General features: G+C 73.6%; 17 protein-coding genes. 13 read left to right on the top strand and 4 right to left on the bottom strand.

All coding sequences use genetic code 11. The annotated features are described in order from the left end of the window. The first annotated feature begins 225 nt into the window (after positions 1-225). Positions 226-687, top strand: a complete 462-nt coding sequence (locus D7231_RS16220) for a hypothetical protein (RefSeq protein ID WP_120756166.1) — start codon at positions 226-228, stop codon at positions 685-687. A gap of 77 nt (positions 688-764) precedes the next feature. Here D7231_RS16220 and D7231_RS16225 read toward each other — a convergent pair whose 3' ends face one another. Continuing rightward, entirely contained in the window at positions 765-1,043 is a 279-nt protein-coding gene (locus D7231_RS16225) for a helix-turn-helix domain-containing protein (protein WP_120756167.1), read from the bottom strand. Between the two features lie 75 nt (positions 1,044-1,118). Here D7231_RS16225 and map point away from each other — a divergent pair, with 75 nt between their 5' ends. Continuing rightward, a complete protein-coding gene (gene map / locus D7231_RS16230) occupies positions 1,119-1,886 on the top strand; it encodes a type I methionyl aminopeptidase (protein WP_120756168.1) in 768 nt (255 codons plus the stop codon). Between the two features lie 12 nt (positions 1,887-1,898). Here map and D7231_RS16235 read toward each other — a convergent pair whose 3' ends face one another. Together D7231_RS16235 and D7231_RS16240 are read right to left on the bottom strand one after the other, a co-directional pair. Further along, positions 1,899-4,421, bottom strand: a complete 2,523-nt coding sequence (locus tag D7231_RS16235; protein WP_120756169.1) for a bifunctional lysylphosphatidylglycerol flippase/synthetase MprF — start codon at positions 4,419-4,421, stop codon at positions 1,899-1,901. Between the two features lie 28 nt (positions 4,422-4,449). After that, complete coding sequence (locus D7231_RS16240) at positions 4,450-5,766, bottom strand: alpha/beta hydrolase (RefSeq protein ID WP_120756170.1); 1,317 nt, start codon at positions 5,764-5,766, stop codon at positions 4,450-4,452. 617 nt (positions 5,767-6,383) lie between these two features. Between D7231_RS16240 and D7231_RS36525 the strand changes: the two genes are divergently transcribed. The 11 genes from D7231_RS36525 to D7231_RS16290 all read left to right on the top strand — a co-directional run bounded on the left by D7231_RS36525 (position 6,384) and on the right by D7231_RS16290 (position 18,685). Next, positions 6,384-6,551: a hypothetical protein gene (locus D7231_RS36525; protein WP_158673771.1), complete on the top strand. Its 168-nt coding sequence runs from the start codon at positions 6,384-6,386 to the stop codon at positions 6,549-6,551. A gap of 132 nt (positions 6,552-6,683) precedes the next feature. Beyond that, positions 6,684-8,243, top strand: a complete 1,560-nt coding sequence (locus tag D7231_RS16245; RefSeq protein ID WP_120756171.1) for a radical SAM/SPASM domain-containing protein — start codon at positions 6,684-6,686, stop codon at positions 8,241-8,243. A gap of 13 nt (positions 8,244-8,256) precedes the next feature. After that, positions 8,257-10,089 carry a carbamoyltransferase C-terminal domain-containing protein gene (locus tag D7231_RS16250; protein ID WP_120756172.1) on the top strand — a complete coding sequence of 611 codons (1,833 nt, stop codon included), beginning with the start codon at positions 8,257-8,259 and terminating at the stop codon, positions 10,087-10,089. A gap of 65 nt (positions 10,090-10,154) precedes the next feature. Further along, positions 10,155-11,045 (top strand): phytanoyl-CoA dioxygenase family protein, encoded by an 891-nt coding sequence (locus D7231_RS16255; RefSeq protein ID WP_120756173.1) that lies wholly within the window; start codon positions 10,155-10,157, stop codon positions 11,043-11,045. A gap of 55 nt (positions 11,046-11,100) precedes the next feature. Further along, positions 11,101-12,414, top strand: a complete 1,314-nt coding sequence (locus D7231_RS16260) for an MFS transporter (protein ID WP_120756174.1) — start codon at positions 11,101-11,103, stop codon at positions 12,412-12,414. After that, on the top strand, positions 12,395-13,324 hold the full coding sequence (locus D7231_RS16265) for an NAD(P)/FAD-dependent oxidoreductase (protein WP_120756175.1): 930 nt from the start codon (positions 12,395-12,397) through the stop codon (positions 13,322-13,324). Before D7231_RS16260 ends, D7231_RS16265 begins: the two co-directional genes overlap by 20 nt. Positions 13,325-13,384: 60 nt before the next feature. Beyond that, positions 13,385-14,305 carry an SGNH/GDSL hydrolase family protein gene (locus D7231_RS16270; RefSeq protein ID WP_120756176.1) on the top strand — a complete coding sequence of 307 codons (921 nt, stop codon included), beginning with the start codon at positions 13,385-13,387 and terminating at the stop codon, positions 14,303-14,305. A gap of 144 nt (positions 14,306-14,449) precedes the next feature. Next, entirely contained in the window at positions 14,450-16,285 is a 1,836-nt protein-coding gene (locus D7231_RS16275; protein WP_120756177.1) for a carbamoyltransferase family protein, read from the top strand. A 25-nt stretch (positions 16,286-16,310) separates the two neighbouring features. Then, a complete protein-coding gene (locus D7231_RS16280) occupies positions 16,311-16,499 on the top strand; it encodes a hypothetical protein (RefSeq protein ID WP_120756178.1) in 189 nt (62 codons plus the stop codon). 44 nt (positions 16,500-16,543) lie between these two features. After that, on the top strand, positions 16,544-17,647 hold the full coding sequence (locus D7231_RS16285) for a PP2C family protein-serine/threonine phosphatase (protein WP_120756179.1): 1,104 nt from the start codon (positions 16,544-16,546) through the stop codon (positions 17,645-17,647). Positions 17,648-17,737: 90 nt separating this feature from the next. After that, on the top strand, positions 17,738-18,685 hold the full coding sequence (locus D7231_RS16290; RefSeq protein ID WP_120756180.1) for an MBL fold metallo-hydrolase: 948 nt from the start codon (positions 17,738-17,740) through the stop codon (positions 18,683-18,685). Positions 18,686-18,751: 66 nt separating this feature from the next. On the opposite strand, the gene D7231_RS16295 is transcribed toward D7231_RS16290, so the two are convergent. Continuing rightward, positions 18,752-19,825, bottom strand: a complete 1,074-nt coding sequence (locus D7231_RS16295; RefSeq protein WP_241999750.1) for a hypothetical protein — start codon at positions 19,823-19,825, stop codon at positions 18,752-18,754. Positions 19,826-19,897: the final 72 nt, after the last annotated feature.

Genomic DNA, 19,897 nt, shown 5'->3' on the forward strand with positions numbered 1-19,897 from the left:
GTGCACCGGGCGCGCGCACGCCGGGGGGTGCGTGCCGTGGCGCGGCGGGCCGCACGCACTGCGGGAGAGGCGTACGAAGCGGCGGCTCGCGCGTTGTGCTGGGTAAGGAGGAGCAGGACGTCACGGGTGACACGGGCGTGACTGCGGGAGCGGGATGGGCACGTGAGTGAGCTCCCGTCCGCCTCTGACGGCCACCGGGCTCCGGCACACGGGAAGGAAGGCACGTTGATCCGTCTGGCGCGGGGCGCTACGGGATTCCGGGGGCCGCACGAGGCCCCTCTGCCGCGGACGGAGGCGGCGCTGTTCCGCGCCGCCTGTTTCACCGCGGCCATGGAGGCCCGGGGGCGGGCCGGCGAGATGGTGCCCGGCGAGGTGCAGACGTTCCGCCGGGCGGCGCTCAGCGACGGGTACGGCCGGGTGTTCACCGCCCTGGGCCACGTCCACCTGCCCGTGGTCGCCTTCACGACGGACCCGGTCCGCGAGGGCGAGCCGGTGCCGGGGTTCGCGGACCCGCCGGTGTGGGCGCAGGTCTTCGAGACGGCGGGGCTGCGGGTGATGGGGGTCAAGGAGCTGATGACCCCCTTGGAGGAGGTCGACGTCTCGGAGCTGTCGCCGGCCGAGCTCACGGAGATCCGCTACTGGAAGCCCTCGTGTCTGGGCGACGTCCTGTTCAACTGGTGGGACTGAGCGCAGGACTGATACCGGGCCGGCACCGAAAGCGGCGGCGGCCCGCAAGGCCTCACGGGGCTGCGGCCCCGCCCCTCTTACGCCGTCAGCGCCGCACGCTCCTCCGTGTCGGCGCCCGCCGCGGCGACGGACGCCAGCCTTTCCATCGACAGGCCCAGCACGGAGGCCAGCGCCGCGATCGTGAAGAAGGCGGGGGTGGGCGCGCGGCCGGTTTCGATCTTGCGGAGCGTCTCCACGGACAGGCCCGCGGCGGCGGCGATCTCCACCATGCTGCGTTCGCCGCGCGCCTCGCGGAGCAGGGCGCCGAGCCGCTCGCCGCGCCGCCGTTCCCAGGGGGTCAAGGGGGTCCTCACCATGACCCGGATTCTAGACCGTGATACTAATACCGGTATAAGAATTGGTGACGCCGAGCTTAGGGGAGTTCCGGAACCATGGTGGAGATCAAGACCGACGGCGAGCTGGACGCCATGCGCGAGGCGGGCCGGGTCGTGGCCCACGCGCTGGCCGCCGTCCGCGACGCGGCGAAGACGGGCGTGACGCTGCGGGAGCTGGACGAGGCGGCCCACGCCGTCATCAAGGACGCCGGGGCGACCTCCCCCTTCCTGGGCTACAAGCCCGACTTCGCCCCCACGCCCTTCCCCGGCGTGATCTGCTCCTCGGTCAACGACGTCGTCGTGCACGGCATCCCCGACGACTACGCGCTGCGCGACGGCGACCTGGTCAGCATCGACTGCGGTGCGCAGCTCGACGGCTGGACGGGCGACGCCGCCATCAGCTTCACCGTCGGCACGCCGCGCCCGGCCGACACGGCCCTGATCGAGGCCACGCAGCGGGCGCTGGACGCCGCCATCGCCGCGGCCGTGCCCGGCAACCGCATCGGGGACATCTCCCACGCCGTCGGCACCGTCGCCCGCTCCGGTCGCTACGGCATGCCCGCGGACTTCGGCGGCCACGGCATCGGCCGGCAGATGCACGAGGACCCGCACGTGCCCAACCGGGGCCGCCCGCGCCGGGGCATGACGCTGCGGCACGGCCTGGTCCTCGCGCTGGAGCCGATGCTCATGGCGGGCGGCAGCAACGGCTACCGCACGGACGCCGACGGGTGGACGATACGCACCGCCGACGGCAGCCGCGCCGCGCACATCGAGCACACGGTCGCCATCACGAAGGACGGCCCGCGGGTGCTGACGCTGCCGTAGTAGCGGCGCGGCTCAGGCCGAGAACTGCCGCATCAGCCGTACGCCCTGGGCCGCCGTCATGTGCGGCAGGTACGCCTTGCCGATGGCGCGGGTGATGGCGGGCAGGGCGGCGGGGTCGGGGTAGGCCATGTACATGGGGTGGTACTGCGGCTGGAACTTCGCTTTAAAGTTCAGCAGCGACCGGAAGCCGTAGACCGGTTCGAGGACCTTGCCCCCGTAGTCGAGGATCCGCTGGAGCGCCGCCGGGGGTTCCTCGGTGGCCTTGCGGGCCAGAGGAGCGCCCGAGAGGCTGAGGAAGCGGGCGCCCTCCTCCTGGAAGCCGAGCGCGGCCGAGGCGATGAGGAACTCCATCGAGCCGCGGAACCCGGCGGCGCGGCGGCGCATGAAGTCCAGCGTCCAGCCGGCGGGCCGGCCCGCTTCGTACACCGGCATCCAGCTGGTGATGCCGTGCACGGTGCGGTCGCCGTCCACGGCGATGAGGCAGCGCACGGCCGGGTCGTCGAGCTCCTCCAGGCCGCCCAGGGTGAAGCCCATCTCCGGCAGGCCCTTGTCGGCGACCCACTCCTCGGAGATGGACCGGATCTGGTCGGTGAGGGCGACCGGGGCCTCGGGGTAGGACCACCACTCGGCGGTGATGCCCTCCTTCTTGGCCTTGTTGAGGGCGGTCCGCACGTCCTGCCACTTCTTTCCCGTGAAGGCGAGGCCGGGCAGGGGGACGACGGTGTCCTCGGCGACCTGCACCGAGCGCCAGCCGAGCGCCTCCGCCGCGGCGCGGGCCTCCTCCCCCACGCTGTAGAAGCAGGGCGTCCAGCCGCGCTCGTCGCAGTGGCGCGCGAAGCCGCCGACGGCCGCCGCCCGCGCGTCCGGCGCGCCGAACGGCTCGCCGGTGGTCAGGGCCACGGTGGCGATCACGCGGTAGGCGACGGCGGAGCGCCCGGCCGCGTCGAACCAGTAGTAGTTGCCGTCCCAGGTCGTCAGGAACGACAGCGTGGAGCCGCCGTGCCCGGCGAGCAGCTCGCGGGCGCGCACGGCGGCGTCGGCGTCGGTGTGCAGGCGCGGGCGGCGGAAGGTGACGAGCAGCGCGATCAGGGTGACGAGCCAGAAGACGAGCCCGCAGTAGTGGAAGAGGGCCTGGGCCGTGCCGCCGACCGGGACCGGCCAGTCGGTGAAGGTGGCGAGCAGGGTGGGCGGCAGGAACTCCGAGGCGAGCCCCGAGAAGAGCACCGAGGGCGCCGCCGCGGGGTCGTACTGGTCGCGCACGGCGTAGCCGATGCCCACGTACGCGGCGCAGGCCAGGACGAGGGCGCCGCCGGTGACGGCCGCGAGGCCGCACGTCGCCGGGCGCGGCAGCCGCAGGCCGAAGCGGGCGCGGGTGACGATCAGGAGGGCCACGATGAGGACGGGCAGCAGCATCTGTTCCGCGAAGGCCTGGGCGTACGTCGAGCGGTCGGCGGGTTCGGCCCAGCCGGCGGGGTGGCTGAGGAAGTCGTGCAGCCACCAGGAGAACAGGGCGATCCAAGCGAGGTGGACCAGGATCGCCAGGCTCCAGGCGAGCCGGAGCCCGCGGCGCAGGCCTTCCGCGAGGACGAGCATCAGCGCGGGGACGAGGACGGCCATGACGGCGGCGGGCGAGTCGTAGAAGTTCCGCAGGGCGTGCACGAAGTGGCAGTCCCCGGCGGAGGCGGCGCAGGCTTCGGCGACCTCCTGTCCGGTGGGCTGGACGGAGACGTAGAGCTGGAAGGAGTTGAGGGGGCCGTAGGCGTCGCGGTAGAGGATCGCGACCATGGGGCCGATGGCGGCGGCGGCCACGACGAGGGCGACAAGGACGCGGGCCTCGGTGTGGGAGGAGTGCCGCAGCCGCAGCGGCCCGGCCCGGCGGTACAGGAGCGCGCCCAGGAGGAGGCCGGTGACGGCGCCTCCGAAGCGCAGGACGCCCTGGAGGTGGCCGACGTAGAGGGCCATGACGAGGGCGAAGGCGACGATGCCGAGGCGGGTGCGGCGCCGCCACAGGGCGGTGAGCCGGTAGCTGAGGACGCCGCCGACGGCGAGGGCGCCGACGGTCGGGGAGACGGCGACGTAGCCGGCGAGCTCCTCCAGCCACCACTCCCCCGCGACATTGCCGAGCTGGACGATGCCGGTGCCCAGGAGTGTGCCGAGGATCTGGCCGCCGATGAGGACGGCTGCGGTGCGGGCGACGCCGAGGCGGCGCTCGGAGGGGGTGACGAGCAGCAGGATGATGGCGGTGGCGCCGAGGTAGCCGCCGAGTCCGGGGCACCACAGCAGGGAGCTGACGGGGGTCCACCAGCGGCCTTCGGCGAGGGCGGGGACGCCGACGCCGACGTGGTCCATGCGGTGCCGGCTCGGGCCGCTGCCGAGGCTGCCGGTGACGGCGCCGACGATCCACAGCACCGCGAGGAAGCCGAGGGTGAAGGGGGCGTGCCGGACGGGGGCGAGCAGCCGGTCGAGGGTGACGCGCCAGGGGTGGGTGCTGTCGCCGGGGGTGGGCGCGGGCGGCGGGGCGGCGGTTTCGCTCATCGCATCGGCCCTGCCTCACGGGAGTCGCTCATCGGGTCAGTCCCGTCTCGCGGGAGATCCAGGGCAGCTGGCGCTCCAGGCCGGGGCGCCAGACCTGCCAGCTGTGGCCGCCGGGGAGCAGGACCCACTCGGCCCGCATGCCGGCTCTCACGGCCGCTTCGTAGACCTTGCGCTGCTGGGGCCGGTAGGTGCTGTCGCTGCTGCCGGCGACGAAGGCGGCCTTGGTGTCCGGGAAGCGCTGCCGTGCCATCACGTCGAGGGGGTTGACGGCGGTGAAGGCCGCGGTGTCGCCGCCGAAGGCCGCGTCGACGGTCTTCTGCCGGCTGCCGAGGGTGGGTGCTTCCTGACCGGAGATGTCGTTGACGACGCCGTAGACCCCCGGGGCGTTGACGCCGAGCTGGAGGGAGCAGGTGCCGCCGAAGGAGATGCCGGAGATGACCCAGGAGGTGCGGGCGGTGGCGACCTGGAGGTGGGAGCGGATCCAGTCGGGGACGTCGGTGGCGAGGTAGGTCTGGACGTTGCCGAGCCGGGAGTCGAGGCAGAGGGTGTTGGCGAACTGGGAGCCGAGGGGGTCCACGACGACCACCACGGGCGCGAGGCCGCGGTGCCCGGCCGCGAAGGCGTTCATCATGTCGACGAGCCGCCCGGAGTTGATCCAGTCGGCGGGCGAGCCCGGCTGGCCGGCCATGAGGACGAGGACCGGCAGGAGGGGGCGCGGCGTGGCGCGGTAGGCGGGCGGCAGGTAGACGTAGGCGCTGCGGGCGTGGAAGCCGGATCTGACGCCGGGGACGGACGACTTGGAGAGGGTTCCCTGCTCGGCCATGCCGGCGGGCGGGCGCCAGACGTCGGCGACGGTCTTGCCGGCGGGGACGCGCAGGGTGGGTTCGGTGCGTCCGGTGGCCTCGGTGATGCTCGTGGTCTTGGTGAGCCAGGAGTTGAGGGCACTACGGGCGGTGGGGTACTGGTCGAAGTGCCGGTTGATCTCGGAGGCGCCGAGGAGGACGACGAGGAGCCCGGCGAGGACGGCGGCGGCCCAGTGCCGCGGACGCAGCAGCGGGATGCGGAAGGCGGCGAGGCACACGCCGAGGACGGCGATCCCGGCCCAGATCACCACGCCGGTGGGCAGGGGGTCGGGGAAGGGCTGCCACCAGTCGTCGACGGCGGTGCGCAGGAGCCAGGTCGCGGCGGCGGCGAGCAGGACGGCCGCCGGGGCGAGGCGGGTCCACCAGGTGCGGCGGCGGGAGAAGAGGAGCGCCGCGAGGGCGCACAGCCCCACGGCCAGGAGGGCGACCGGAATCCATCCGCTCACCAGGGACCAGTCCAGCGGGCCTGCGCAGATCTGCATCCATCGCACCTCCCTGAAAATGCTACATATCACCGCAAATGCAGCAACTCAGGCAGGCGTACCGCGGCCCATGCCGGCGGCCCGGCCGGCGGGAGATTCCCGGACGGCAGCGGCGGCCGGTTCCCTTACGCGGAATTCCCGGAGCCGGTGTTCCGCCCGGCGCACGGAGTGGCCAAAGGCGCATTCACCTCCTCCGGCGCGCTCCTTCGCGCACGCGCGCGGCCGTAATGCCGCAGCCCGGGAAGGGCGCCGGGCGGCAGAGGAAAAAGCGGGCCACAGATCGTCTTGGGCGCCGGGCCCGTAAACCGCTCACTTCGTAACGGCCGGTGAGACCATGGCAATTGATCCATGCCATGCACATGCGCATCCGAAAATGCCTCCGGCAGCGGCGTTTTCCGCATACTCCCAGGTGGCGGCAGAGGCCTGCACTCCCCTAGCGGCCCCCAACTCCGTTCTCGAACAGGAATCCATACCGTTCGTGCGCTAATACCAGCGGCCCGGATCAAGTAATACGCTCCGAAAAAAGTGGCCGGAACAAATATCCCCCGAATCAGCCGGGCCATGATTCGCTGGCCGCGTATGCACGCATACTGCCGGACCACGGCGAGGAGAGACTGATGGCCGAAGTCAAGAAAATGATCACTCCGACGCCCACGGCGTCGTCGCGCCCTTGCGGGTTCGTCTCGCCCGACAAGGGCAACGCCCCGACGATCACGCCGGTACCGAAGGCGGAGTCGGTCCGCACGGACGTCGCCGAGACGAAGGAACCGGTCACCCCTGTCTGACCGTCCCGGCGCACCGGTTCCGACGGGCCCGCCGCGATGCACGCCCGCGGCGGGCCCGTTCCACGGGCGCGCGCCCCCGGCCGGCGTCCCGGCCCCGTTCGTTCCGCACCGCTTCCAGGAGGAAGTCCACCGATGTCGGCTCCGGTTTACCAGTCCTCCCGCTACGTCCGTACGATGCGCACCGCCCGGGACCGCGACTTCGCGCGGTTCGGCGGCCGCCTCGACGCCTTCGACGGCACCGAGCGCACGGTGGCCTTCCACTCCCTCTTCGGCAACGCCCGCCTGGTGGACCGCGACACGGTCGAGCTGCTGCGCGAGGCCGCCGCCGGCATCCCCCTGGACGCGCTGCGCGCCCGCGCGGGCAGCGAGACCGTGGACAGCCTCATCGAGGCCAAGTACCTGGTGGAGGCCGGCCACGACGAGGCGGCGCAGATCGACGAACTCCTCGCCGCCCGCGGCGAGGCGCTCAGCAGCGGCGTCTTCCACTCCTCCATCCAGCTCGTGCTGACCAACGCCTGCAACTTCTCCTGTCAGGGCTGTTTCGCGTACAACTTCGACGGCGGCGTCGAGGAGCGCAACACCTCGGGCGAGTCCGTCAAGCCCGGCCCGGTCCTCGTCCAGCTGCGCACCGCGCGCGGCGACAGCGGGCCCACGCTCGCCCGCGGCGACTGGAACGAGGGCACCGACGGCGCCCGCAACCCCTCGATGCACATGTCCCCGCAGGTCGCGGAGAAGACGCTGCGCGAGGCGGTGGCGCTGCGCAAGGCCAACGGCGGCGGCGAGCTCACGGTGTCGTTCTTCGGCGGCGAGCCGACGCTCGCACGCAACACGATCCTGCACATCCTGCACACCTTCGGGCACTTCTACGACGGCGTGACGCTGTCGTACGACATGACGAGCAACGGCTCGCGCATCGACGCCGAGCTGCTGAAGGCGCTCGCCGACTACCGCGTCTCCACCACCGTCTCGATCGACTACCTCGTCCCCGAGACCGGGGAGTTCCGCGGCGGACAGCAGCAGCGCACGCCGTGGCCGGTGGTGCGCAAGGCCATCCTCGACATGAAGGCCGCGGGCGTGCCCGTCGCCATCACCACCGTCCTGTCGCAGTACACCTGGGACAAGTGGGGCACCCCGCTGATCGACTTCGTCGCCGAGGCCGGCCTGGACTCCCTGGACGTGATCGTCTCCTTCCAGGCGCGCGAGTTCTTCGAGCAGCACAGCCCGCACGACGTGGCGCAGAAGCTGCTGTCCGCCGTCGACTACGGGCGCGAGCGCGGCGTGCAGCTCAGCGGCTACTGGTACCAGACGTTCCAGATGATCGCCGACGAGGCGAAGTGGGCGGCCCAGGCGGACTACAAGACGTGCCCGGCCGTGGGCCGGCAGCTGTCCATCGAGCCCAACGGCAGCGTGTTCGCCTGCAAGGCGACGGCGCGCAAGCTCGGCACCATCGACGACTGGCGGGGCGTGTTCAACTCGGCGGCCTACCGCGACTACGGCATGCGGGCCTACACCAACGGCCCCGGCTGCCAGGGCTGCGAGCTCCAGGGCACCTGCTCGGGCGGGTCCGCGGGCGCGCTGGAGGAGGAGAACGGGTCGATCCAGGTGATGTCGCCGGGCTACTGCGCGTACATGCGCGAGGTCGTGCAAGGGCTGCTGGAGCGTCACCACGCCCAGGTCTGCGCGGGCGTCTGAAGGGGCCCGTCAGATGCCGACGATCGGTCTGAACTTCGGGCACGACGGGGGCGCGGCCCTGGCCCAGCCCCCGGGGGTACACGTCATCGAGGGCGAGCGCCAGGTGGGGCTGCGCCACGTGTGCGGCGGCAACGCGGGCTTCGCGGCGTCGGTCGGCGACTGGGTGAACCGGCTGCATACGCTGGCGAGCGGGCCGGTCACCGCGATCGCCGTCGCCGACTGGTACACCCCGGCGTGCCGGACCCTGCCGGGCGGGCTCGTGGAGCTCGTCTCCGAGGACATCACGTGGAGCCGCCCGGGCGACGCTCTGGCCACGTCCGTCCTGCGCCCGGTCAAGTCCGTGGACTGGCCGCTCGCCGACGGCCCGGCCGGCCCCCTGCCCGTGATCGCCGTGCGCCACCACTACGCGCACGCCGCCCTGGCCTACTACACCTCCGGGGCGGAGAAGGCGCTCGTCCTCGCCCTGGACGGGACGGGCAACTACGCCGAGTGCGGCATGGTGTGCCTGGGCGACGGCGCGTCGCTGACGCCCGTCCTGTCGTTCAGCAACCGCACGGGGCCGCGCTTCGGGCTGGTCTACGAGGCGCTGGCCCGCCGGGTGCACGGCGGGCAGTTCGACACGGGCAAGCTGCTGGGCCTGGCCGCCACCGGCACCGTCGACGCCGGCCTCCTGCCCGTCCTGCGCACGATGCTCGCCGGGGAGCGCGCCCGGCGCGCCGCGCCCGACCTGCTCGCCCCCCTCGGCGGCGAGGCGCCCGCCGGCAGCGCCCTGCGCTACGAGGACACCTGGTACCCGTACGACGAGGACGCGGGCGGCTATCTGGACGGCCTGCTGGCCGACGCCACCGACGACGACGTGGTGCACTCCTACGGCGGGGTGTTCCCCGACGAGATCCGCACGCCGCGCGGGCACCGGTTCCTCGTCGGGCACAGCCCCGGCGACCCGGTCTGCCGGAACCTGGCCGCGACGCTCCAGGCGGCCGTGGAGGAGGACCTCACCCACCTCGTCGCCGGGCTGCACGCCCGCTGGCCCGGTCACCCCGTGCTCTGCTACGCCGGGGGCTGCGCGCTGAACATCACAGCGAACACCCGGATCGCGGAGAGCGGGCTGTTCTCCCGGGTGCACATCCCCACGTGCTGCGACGACTCCGGGATCGCGCTGGGCGCGGCGCTGGCCGTGGCCGCCCCGGAGGACCGGCCGGCGGCGGGCAGGCACCCGGGCGCGGAGCTGGCCTACGGCGGTCCGCCGCTCACCGCGCGCGGCCCGGTCAGCACCGGGCACACCCGGACGACCCTCGCGAGCGACGCCGCCCTGGCCGAGCACGTGGCCGGCATGCTCGCCGGGCGCAAGTGCGTGGCCTGGCTGGGCGGCCGGATGGAGACCGGGCCGCGCGCCCTGGGGCACCGGTCGCTGCTCGTCTCGCCGCACTGGGCCGGCGCCCGGCGCCACGTCTCGCAGACCATCAAACGGCGCGAGTGGTTCCGGCCGGTGGCGCCGCTGTGCCCGGCGGAACTGGCCGGCACGTACTTCGCCGGCCCCCTCGACCACACCGACACCATGCTGTTCGCGGTGCGCGTCCGCGAGGAGCACGCGGAGCGGCTCGCCGAGGTGCGGCACATCGACGGCACGGCGCGGTTGCAGACCCTGCACGCCGACCGGCATCCGCTGCTGCACCGCGTGTGCCACGCGCTGGCCCGCCGCACGGGGCTGCCGATCCTCATCAACACCAGCGCCAACGGCGGCGGCCGGCCCATCCTCAACGACCTCGCGGAGGCTTTGGAGCTGCTGGACGCGACGGCCCTGGACGCGGTCGTCCTGGCCGACGAGCGGACCGTCATCACCTGACCGGGAGCACACCCTCACCACCTGAACCCGAACGTGAACCTGACCAGGAGCAAGGAGCACCGACCATGGCGAGGACCCAGCTCAGGGACGTCCGCAAGAAGCTGCCGCTGCGCGTGCTGTCCCCCGAGGACTGGGAGCACTGGACCACCCGCGGACACGTGGTCGTCCGGCAGGCCGTCCCCGCGGATAACGTCGAGCGGCTGACGCGGGCGCTGTGGGAGTTCGAGGACATGGCGCCCGGCGACCCCGCCACCTGGTACGCGGACCGCACGGACAACCAGCGGCTGCCGGGCCACAGCGGGCTGGTGGAGATCTACAACCACCAGGCCATGTGGGACAACCGGCAGACGCAGCGGGTGTACGACGCGTTCGTCGACATCTGGGACACCACCGGCCTGTGGGTCGTGATCGACTTCGCCAACGTCAACCCGCCGAACCGCGGCACCCGCGCGTTCGAGGGTTTCGTCCACTGGGACGTCGACACCTCCCGGCGGCCGCTGCCCATCAGCTGCCAGGGGGTGCTCTCGCTCAGCGAGGGCAACGAGGAGATCGGCGGCTTCCAGTGCGTGCCGGGCATCTTCGAGAAGCTGGACGCGTGGCTGGAGGAACAGCCCCCCGACCGCGACCCGATGACGCCCGACATCACGGGCTACGCGGTGGAGACGCTGCGCGTCGACCCCGGCGATCTGATCATCTTCAACAGCCTGCTGCCGCACGGGGTGCGCCCGAACCGCTCCGCGGACCGGGTGCGTATGGCACAGTACATCTCCATGGCGCCCGCCCTGGAGGACGACGCCGCGCTCCGGGACAGCCGCGTACGGTTCTGGCGGGACCGCATCCCGCCGCACGAGCACGAGCACCACGGGAGCCCTCGCAAGAAGGAGCGCGAGCTGTACGGGCGCGCCGGGCTCACCCCGCTGGGCGAGCGGCTCCTGGGGCTCACGAGTTGGTCGTGACCGTGCCGGGCGGCGGGGCGGCGGTGCGCGGCGGCCGGACGCGGAGTGAAGTCCCTTGACCAAGACCGGGGCACCCGCCCGAACGCCCGTGCTGGGCAGCCGTTTCCGCTGGCTGTGGTCGTCGTCCGTGGCGTCCAACGCCGGCGACGGCGTCACCCGCACCCTGCTGCCGCTGCTGGTCGTCGCGAGCCACCCGCAGCCGATGGTGGTGGCCGGGCTCACGGCGGTGAACATGCTGCCGTGGCTGCTGTTCGCGCTGCCCGCCGGGGTGCTGGCGGACCGTCACGACCGGCGGCGGATCCTGCTGTTCAGCAACCTCACGCGGGCGGCCGCGCTGCTGGCGGCCGTCGGGGCGTTCGCCGCGGGCACGTCGCTGGCCGTGCTGTTCGTGCTCTCGTTCGTCCTCGGCATCGCCGAGACCCTGGCGGAGACGGCGGCGCCCGCGATGCTGCCCGACATCGTGGCCTCCGAGCACCTGGAGCACGCCAACGGCCGGCTCTTCGCGCCGCAGGTCATCCTCAACGAGATGGCGGGCCCGCCGCTGGCCGGCCTCCTGGTCGGCGTCGGCGCGACGCTGGCGCTGGCGACGGGCGGCGCGCTGTACGGGCTCGCCGCGGTGCTGCTGCTGGGGCTGGCCGGCGTCAAGGCGGCCCCGCGCACGGCGCCCCCGCCGGGGACGTCCGCGGCCCGGTCGCTGTGGCAGGACCTGCGCACGGGGGTCTCCTTCGTCCTCACCCGGGCGGCCCTGACCCGCACGCTGGCCGCCAGCGCGCTCTACGGCCTGGTGTACTCGGCGACGTTCTCGATGCTGGTGCTGCTGGCCTACCGCACCCTGCACCTGCACGCCACCGGCTACGGCCTGCTGCTGACCGCCGGCTCCGTCGGCTCGATCGCCGGGACGTGGCTCGCGCCCCGGCTCGCGCGGCGGCTGCCCACGCTCGTCCAGGCGCTGTGGTCGCTGATCCTGTCCGGCGCGGCCTACGTGGGGCTGGGCCTGGCGGGGCACGTGGTGGCCGCCGGCGCCGCGATCTTCTGCAACGGCGTCTTCATGATGAGCTGGAACATCCCGGTGCTGTCCCTACGCCAGCGGTTCGCACCGCCGGAGCTCCAGGGCCGCGTGATGAGCGTGTCACGCCTGTGCTCGTGGGGAACGATGCCGATCGGAGCGGCCCTCGGCGGGCTGCTCGCCCGCACCACGTCCGTCACCACCGTCTTCGTCACGTCCGGGGCCGTCCTGATCCTGGGATCCGTCGCCCTGCTCGCACCGCTGCGCCAGGACGCGCTCGCCGGCGAACAGCCGGAAGCCTCCCGCGTGCCGCGGCAGCACACCGACACCGAAAGAGGAGAGCATGACCGCGGAACTGTATGACACCGTGATCGTCGGCGGCGGCCCGGCGGGCCTGGGCGCCGCGCTGTACCTGGGCCGTTCGCGCCGGCGCGTCGCGCTCGTCGACTCGGGCGACGCCCGGAACATGGCCGCGGGCGTCATGCACAACATGCTCACCAACGACGGCGTGACCATCGCGGACTTCCGCGCCCGCGCCCGCGCCGAGATCTCCCGCTACGGCGTGGAGTTCGTCGACGACGAGGTGATCTCCGTGGCCCCCGAGGGCGACCGCCTGGTGACCGTGGCCAAGGAGTCCGGGGCGTTCAGGAGCCGCACGGTCATCTACGCGGCGGGCGTGCGCTCGAAGGTGCCCGACGTGCCGGGGCTCGCCGCGCTGTGGGGCAAGGGCGTGTTCGAGTGCCCGTACTGCCACGCGTACGAGGTGCGGGACGGGCACTTCGGCGTGTACGGCGGCGCGGTGCCCGGCGAGTGCCTCGCCGCGACCCTGACCGCGTGGACGTCCTCGCTCACCTATCTGTCGGACCGGCGGGAGCTGCCCGAGGAGGAGCAGGGGTTCCTGACCGCCTCCGGGGTGAAGATCGTGCCCGAAAAGATCGCCTCGGTGGCCGCGCACCCCGACGGCGTCGCCGTCGATCTGACGGACGGCAGCGTGCTCACGTTCACGGCCCTCTTCCTGCACATGGACACCGAGCCGCGCGTGGAGCCGCTGCGGCCCTGGCTCCAGGCCGCCGACCTCACGGAAGTCCAGACCGACGAGCGCGGCCGGACCTCGCTCCCCCGCCTGTACGTGGCCGGTGACCTGGGCAAGAACATGCAGCAGGCGGCCATGGCCGCGGCCAGCGGCGGGCTCGCCGCCATGGCCGTCAACGCCGACCTGATCCGCGAGGACCGGCCCGGCGCGCTCTACGACCTGCCGCCCGCCGCCCACTGACGCGCCCGTCCCGGAAAAGGTCCGAGGTCGTCCCGGAAGACCCGAGGAGAGCCCTGCCCCATGAAGTCCCCGCGCGCCGAACTCGTCCCCCACATGGAGCACTACACCTTCGTCCTGGAGGACCAGCCGTACATCGGCTTCTTCCAGTACGGCAACGAGCGGACCCCGGTGTACTCCACCGACTCGTGCGGTTTCCGGGTCACCCACACGACGGATGGCACGGCGACCGTCGCCGACGGCCGCCCGCCGGGGCCCGTGCGGCTGCTGGCCGGCAGCTCCTCCGTGTTCGGCGTGGGGGCGAGCGGCGACCACGCCACGATCGCCTCGCGCCTGGGCAGCCGGCACGCGCCCGGGCTGCCCTGGCTCACCTTCGCGGGGCAGAGCCTGAACTCGGCGCAGGAGCTGATGCTGCTGACGCTCTTCCAGCACCTGCTGCCCGAGGTCGCGGAGATCGTCGTGTTCTCCGGCGTCAACAACCTCGTGCTCAGCCGGCTGCCGGCGGCGCAGCACGGCCGGCACGGCGCCTTCTTCGAGTGCGGCCCCGCGCCGGACGCGTCCGCGGTGCCGGCCCCGGCCGAGCGCATCGCGCACGCCACGGCGCTGACGGTGCGCCACCTCGGCGGGTGGCGGCTGCTGGCCCGGGCGCTCGGGGCGCGGCTGACGTTCGTCCTCCAGCCGCTCGCGCCCTGGGTGCGGGAGGAGCCGGCACCGCAGGAGAAGGCGCTGTTCGACGAGCTGGACGATGTCTCCAACTGGCGCCGGCTGCACAACGACATCGCCTCGATGGAGGTCGGGCGGGCCTACGCGGCCGCCCTGCGCGAGGGGTGTGCGGCGCTGGGGGTGCCCTTCGTCGACATGAACGCGGAGCTCGGCGCGGCGACCGGGCCCGGGGACTGGCTGTTCGTGGACCGGGTGCACTGCGTCGACGCCGGGTACGACGCCGTCGCCCGGGTCCTCGCCGGTCGGCTCGGCACGTCCTAGCGCGGGGAGGAGGGTTCGCATGGCACTGCTCCGCAGAGTCCTGGCACGGCTGCTGCGCCTGCGCCTGCGCCGCAAGCGGGCGCTGAAGCCGCAGCCGGCGGACGACGCGTCCATCTATCCCATGTTCTGATCCGGGGGCGCCGCGTGACGCAGCTGGTTCTGGGTTTGTCGGCCTTCTATCACGACAGTGCGGCCGCGCTGGTCGCCGGCGGCGTTCCGGTCGCGGCCGCCCAGGAGGAGCGGTTCAGCCGCAGACGGCACGATCCGTCGTTCCCGCACGGGGCGGTCGGCTACTGCCTGGAGCAGGCGGGCGCGGAGCTCGGTGACGTGTCCGCCGTCGCCTACTACGAGGATCCGGCGCTGAAGTTCCGGCGGGTGCTCGCGACGTACGCGGGGGCCGCGCCGCACGGCCTCCCGTCCTTCCTCGACGGGCTGCCGGCCTGGCTCGGCTGGAAGCGGTCCGCCACGCGGGCCGTGCGCGAGCACCTGGCCGGGGCCGGGCGGCGGGCGGCGGTGCCGGAGGTCGTGGCGCGGCGCCACCACGAGTCCCACGCCGCGTCCGCGTTCTTCGCGAGCCCCTACCCGGCGGCCGCCGTGCTGTGCGTCGACGGCGTCGGCGAGTGGGCGACGACCACGCTGTGGCAGGGCGCGGGGACCCGGCTGCGGTGCCTGGCCGAGCTGCGGTTCCCGCACTCGCTGGGGCTGCTGTACTCGGCGTTCACGTACTTCTGCGGCTTCAAGGTCGACTCGGGCGAGTACAAGCTGATGGGGCTCGCCCCGTACGGGACGCCCCGTTTCGCACCGCTGATCAGGGAGCGGCTGATCGACGTCAAGCCGGACGGCTCGTTCCGGCTCGACCTGCGCCGGTTCGAATTCCTGCGGGGCCGGGTGATGACCGGCGCCGCCTTCGAGCAGCTCTTCGGCGGTCCGCGGCGGCAGCCGGAAGGCCCGCTGACCGAGCGGGAGTTCGATCTTGCGGCGTCCGTGCAGCAGGTGACCGAGGAGGTGATGGTCAAGCTGGCGCGCACCGCGCGGCGGCTGACCGGGGAGCCGCGGCTGTGCCTCGCCGGCGGCGTCGCCCTCAACTGCGTCGCCAACGGCCGGCTCCTGGAGGACGCGGGCCTGACGGAGCTGTGGGTGCAGCCCGCGGCCGGGGACGCCGGGGGCGCGCTCGGGGCGGCGCTCGCCGAGGCCTGCGAGCGGGGTGCGCCGCGGGCGCACGCGGCCGCCGGGCACGACGCGATGGCGGGCGCGCTGCTGGGGCCGGAGTACACGGACGACGAGATCGGCGCGTATCTGGACGCGCAGGGCATCCCGTACGAGCGCCCGGGGTTCGAGGGCGTGGCGCGGCGGGTGGCCGCGGCGCTGGCGGGCGGGGCGATCGTGGGCTGGTTCCAGGGGCGGATGGAGTTCGGGCCGCGGGCGCTGGGGTCGCGGTCCATCCTCGCCGACCCGCGGGATCCCGGCATGCAGTCGGCGCTCAACCTGCGGACGAAGTTCCGCGAGTCGTTCCGGCCGTTCGCGCCCGCGGTGCTCGCCGAGGACGCGAAGGACTGGTTCGACCTGCGGCAGGAGAGCCCGTACATGCTGATCGTGGGCAAGGTCGCGGAGGCGCAGCGGCTGGCCGCGGACGTCCCCGGCGGGGTGGGCGGGCTCGACCTGCTGCACGTGCCCCGGTCGACGGTCCCGGCGGTGACGCACGTCGACGGCTCGGCGCGGGTGCAGACCGTGGACGGGCGGCATCCGCGGCTGCGGCGGCTGCTGCTCGCGTTCAAGGAGCGCACCGGGTGCCCGGTGCTGGTGAACACGTCGTTCAACGTCCGCGGCGAGCCGATCGTGAACACGCCGCGGGAGGCGTACGCCTGCTTCATGCGGACCAACATCGATCTGCTGGCGCTGGGCGGCTTCCTGCTGCGCAAGCAGGGGCAGCCGCCGTGGCAGGAGGAGCGGGACTGGCGTGCCGGGATCCCGATGGACTGACTGCCGGGGAAGGAGGTGTGACGCCGTGCGGACGATGCTGCTGACGGCGGTGTACTACCTGGTCGTCACCCCGTGGGGGTGGTGCCGGCGCAGGGTGCGCGATCCGCTGGCGCGGCGCTGGCGGCCGCGGGCGGAGACGTACTGGCACTTCGTGCCCGGGAGCGGGGCGGGTACGGGGTCCGGCGCGGATGCGGGTGCGGCCGGGAGGCGCTGACGGGTTGCGGGCGGGCCGGGTGTGGCTGATGGTGGACATCAATCATGACGCACGTCACCGGCCCGGACGGTCAGCCCCAGGCGCCGCGCCTGCCGCACCGCGCGCGGCTCCTCGTCATGGCGGCGTACGTCCTGCTGACCGCGGCCGTCGCGATGGACCTGGCGGAGAGCCCGGAGTGGACGGTGTCCCCCGTCCTGGCCACCGCGCCGGTGCTCGCCAGCATCGGCACGCGGCGGCCCCGGGTCCCGCTGTTCGTCGGCCTGGCCGCGCTGGTCCTCGTCGCGCCGCTGGCCCTCGCTGACAACGAGGTGCCGCTGCTCGTGCACCTGACGTCCGCGTTCACCGTGCTGGCGATCACGTGCGTCAGCACGGCGAACGTGGTGCTCATCGCCACGCGCGAGCGGGAGCTCCTGGAGTCGCGGTCCGTGGCGGAGGCCGCGCAGCACACGCTGCTGCGGCCGCCGCCCGAACGGCTCGACGGGCTGCGGGTCGCGGTGCGGTACCTGGCGGCGGCGGCCGAGGCGCGGGTCGGCGGCGATCTGTACGAGACGCTGGTCACGCCCTTCGGGGTGCGGCTGCTCATGGGCGACGTGCGGGGCAAGGGGCTCGCCGCGATCGACACGGCGGCGGCCGTGCTGGGCACGTTCCGGGAGGCCGCGCAGGTCGAGCCGTCGCTCGCGGTGGTCGCGGGGCGGCTCGACGCGGCGATGGGGCGGCGCCGGCCGGGCGAGGAGTTCGTGACCGCGGCGCTGGTGGAGGTGTCCGGGCCGGGCAGGGCCGAACTGGTGAACTGCGGGCACCTGCCGCCCCTGCGGTGCCGGCCGGGGCGGGCCGGCGGGATGGCCGTGGACGAGGTGCCCACCCCCGAACCGCAGCCGCCGCTGGCCATCCTCAGCCTGGCCGGCGGCACGTACCGGGGACGGCCCTTCGCCTTCGAGCGGGGCGACCTCCTGCTGCTGTACACCGACGGGGTGACGGAGGCGCGGGACGCGGCGGGCCGCTTCTACCCCCTGGCGGACCGCCTCGCCACCATGCCGGACGTGTCCCCGGCGGCCCTCCTGGACCGCATCGTCGCCGACCTCCTCACCCACGCGGGCGGCGAGCTCTCGGACGACGCGGCGCTCCTCGCGGTACGGCGCGAGCATTGACGCACGGTGCGGGGCGGTGCGGCGCCGCGTCAACACAATGCAGTTATCTGCCTCTTGGCGGTTCCGCCTCCGGTGCATAGCGTCATTGGCATGCAGACGATCACCTTAGGCGGAGTGGGCATCACCCGCGTCGTGGAATGGCACGCGCCGGTCGCCCCCACCCCCGCGATCTTTCCCTCCAGCACCCCGCGGATGTGGAAGGAGAACGAGTCGTGGCTGGCGCCGGACTTCTGGCGGCCGGCCACCGACCAGCTGGTGTGCAACGTGCAGACGTGGGTGCTGCGCAGCGAAGGCCGTACCGTCGTCGTCGACACGGGGCTGGGCGACGACAAGGACCGGCCGCACATGCCGGACTGGTCGCACTTGAGGACCGGTTACCTGGAGCGGCTCGCCGCCGCCGGGGTCCGCCCCGAGGACGTGGACGTCGTCGTCAACACCCACCTCCACGCGGACCACATCGGCTGGAACACCCGCCTGCGGGACGGCACGTGGGTGCCGACGTTCCCGAACGCGACGTACCTCGTCGCGAGGGCCGACTTCGACTACTGGAACCCGGCCGGGCCGCACACGCCGCGCGGCGTCCTCGGGGACCTGAGCCTGGCCGAGGGCATCGAGACGGTGTTCGAGGACAGCGTCCTCCCCGTGCAGCGGGCGGGGCAGATGGTGCTCTGGGAGGGCGACGCGTACCGCATCGACGCGGGCCTGACGCTGGAGGCCGCCCCCGGGCACACGCCGGGCTCGGCCGTCGTGCGGCTGGAGTCGGGCACGGACCGCGCCCTGTTCATCGGCGACCTGGTGCACAGCCCGCTCCAGATAGCCGAGCCGGACTGCGACACGTGCCTGAGCGAGGACCAGCTGCAGGCGACCCGCTCCCGGCGGCGGATCCTGGAGGAGGCCGCCGACACCCGCGCCCTGGTGTTCCCGGCGCACTTCCCGGGCCACGGGGCGGCCGAGGTGCGCCGGGAGGGCGGGAAGTTCGCGCTGTCGCGCTGGGCGGCGTTCGACCGTACGGAGGACGGGGACCCGGGCCCGGCCTGACCCGGTCCCGGTACGCCGACGGGCCGGCCCGCAAGGGGCCGGCCCGCGGATCCGCGGCTGTGCGCGCTAGCGGATGCCGAACGGCAGGTCCTGGTGGAAGAAGGACAGGTCGCCGTTGCCGACCGTCACCCCGGCGTCCGCCCGCGACACGTCGCGGGGGGCCGACGCGGCGACGGCGATCCGCAGCCGGTAGGAGACCGTGGCGCCGGGCGCGAGCGGCCCCTTGGCGACGGGCAGGAGCGCCGCGCTCATGCCGGGGTCGCAGCCGCCGGCGACGAGCGGGACGCGCTCCCAGCCGTGGCCGGGCCGGTACTGCTGGAGGACGAGGTCCTTGGGGGCCAGGGCGTGGCTGTTGCCGGTGCCGTAGGCGTAGTAGGAGGCGTACAGGGCGGGGTAGGGCCGGTCGGTGGTGTTCTTCACGGTGACCGTGAAGGGCCCGCTGGGCGCGCCGCCGCGGGTCAGCCGGTCGCCGCCGCGCCAGCCGCTGACGGAGACGTCGGGCCGGGTAGTCGTGGCGGTGCGGGCGGGGGCGCTGTAGGTGCGGCCCTTGCCGTCGTCGACGGAGGCGGTGACGGTGAGGGTGCCCGGCCGGTCGAGGTCCTGGATCCGCAGCGCGACGCTGTGCGGGCGGGCCGCGCTCGCGTCGGCCGTGACCGGGAAGGTGAAGACGCCGTGGGTGTCCGAGCCGGTGGGGCTGCTCTTGAGGTCCGTCCACTTGTGCGTCGTGGGCACGTAGTGCTGGACGGAGAGGGAGTCGGTGCCGAAGCCGCGGCTGCGGACGTCGAGCCGGACGGTGCCCTTGGTGACGGGGGTGCGCAGGGTGATGCCGGAGCGCGACCACATGCCGATGGGCAGCTGGGAGGGCAGGCTGTAGGAGATCTTCTCCGCGGCGGTGCCGACCGCGGCGGCCGGCGGCTCGGCCGTGGCCGCGCGGGCCGCGGCGGCCGCGGCGGCGGACGGCTGTTTCTCCCCCTGGTCACTGCCGCAGCCCGCGGTGGCCCGCGTGCCGCCGCCGGCCGGTATGGCCGTGGCCGTTCCGGCCGTTCCCGCGACGAGGACCAGACCGGCCGCGAGGGCGGCCACCGATCCCATGACGCCCCGCACCGCCGGCGACCGCCGCTGCGCGACTCTTCGTGACATGTACCGCCCCCTGCTTCCGGGTTCGTACGCACACTCGTGCGTCTCCGACGTACGAGATTGCCTTCCGTAGCT

It is taken from the genome of Streptomyces klenkii (assembly GCF_003626645.1).
In the GTDB taxonomy this organism is placed as follows: Bacteria; Actinomycetota; Actinomycetes; order Streptomycetales; family Streptomycetaceae; genus Streptomyces; species Streptomyces klenkii.